2 protein-coding genes are annotated in these 1215 nt (G+C 57.4%); both read left to right on the top strand.

Features of this window, described 5'->3' with window-relative positions:
- On the top strand, positions 1–404 hold a 404-nt coding region (locus ACYP33_RS09235; protein WP_459621168.1), incomplete at its 5' end, for a DUF6396 domain-containing protein.
- Positions 405–479: 75 nt separating this feature from the next.
- A partial coding sequence (locus ACYP33_RS09230) for a tetratricopeptide repeat protein (protein WP_459621166.1) occupies positions 480–1215 on the top strand: 736 nt, incomplete at its 3' end.

Below are 1215 nucleotides of genomic sequence, written 5' to 3'. Positions count from 1 at the left end.
GGCAGAAAGAGCAGGACGCTGCGGTGCCGCCGCCCAAGCCGTCGGAAGAACTGCTCGACCAGCTTGCGAAGGCAAAGCACCTCGATCCGGCAACCGGCTTGCCGTTATCGACTGCTGATTCGAAGACATCGTCGGTGGATGCACCGACAGCGACGCGCGCACGCTTGCCGATCGGAACGACGGCGAGAGCGGGGGCACGCTGCCCCGAGGACGGCGTGTGGTGTGCCCAGATTCGTCCGGGGCTTCAGGCCGATACGACGCGGAACTTCGATCGCGGCGATGTCTTTCCGTTGCTCGATATCTACGAACCTCGTCCGCTGGCGCTTCTCGACAGCGTACTGGGAAAGCGTCGCTATACGACGGACGTGATCTGGAAGCTGATTGCTCATGGAAAAGAAGCGTGATGAAACGATCCGCTTGCGTGAGCGCCTTGGATTTTATACATACGTCCACCCGCTGGTCGAGTGAGTGCTAAAGCCATGAAGCGCACCGTCCTGACAATCTGTCTGACGATCCTTGTGAGCGCCTGCTCGAACAAGGATCGTCAATTGCCTTCGCAATCCGATATGAACGGCGTTCGTGCGAACCTCGCCTTCGTCTGTGTGCACCAGGCAGATCACCTGCCGCCGCTCGACCCGCAGGCGAACGAATTTTTTAAATACGGTCTGTATCTTGAGAAGCAGGACGGTCCCAAAGATTTCAATAGCGCTGCACGCTATTACCGGATCGCGGCCACTTATGGTCACTACAAAGCCAATCAAAATCTGCAACGGCTGGTTTCGCAGGGATATGCAGAGTCGCCGTACCCGGATGTCGAAACGATTGATCTGGTGGATCAACTGATCAAGGCAGGCGTGCCGGGTGGATATTACGACATGGGGCATTATCTCGAACTCGGCTATGGCGTGAAGCAGGACGCTGATGCGGCACGACGATACTTTCGCAAGGCAGCGGACATGGGTAGTCCGGAGGCGCAGGCCTACATCGGCGATCTGTTGGCGCCGATAGATAGGGCACCCGACGTCGCTCGACAGATGCGCCAATGTGCCGCCGAACAAGGGCATTCAGATGCAGCTGACACCTTGGGCATCGATCTAAAAAATATCAAGCGCTTTCCAGAAGCTGTAAAAGCTTATCAAATGGCGGTGGCAGGGGGGGATCGGCTTGCTGCCTTGACGCTTGAGGAGGGATTTGGAGCGCCTCCTGAGACAAACG

It is taken from the genome of Burkholderia sp. 3C (genome assembly GCF_054589155.1).
Note: the sequence above shows the minus strand (reverse complement) of the source record. Positions and strands in the feature narration are given on the sequence as shown.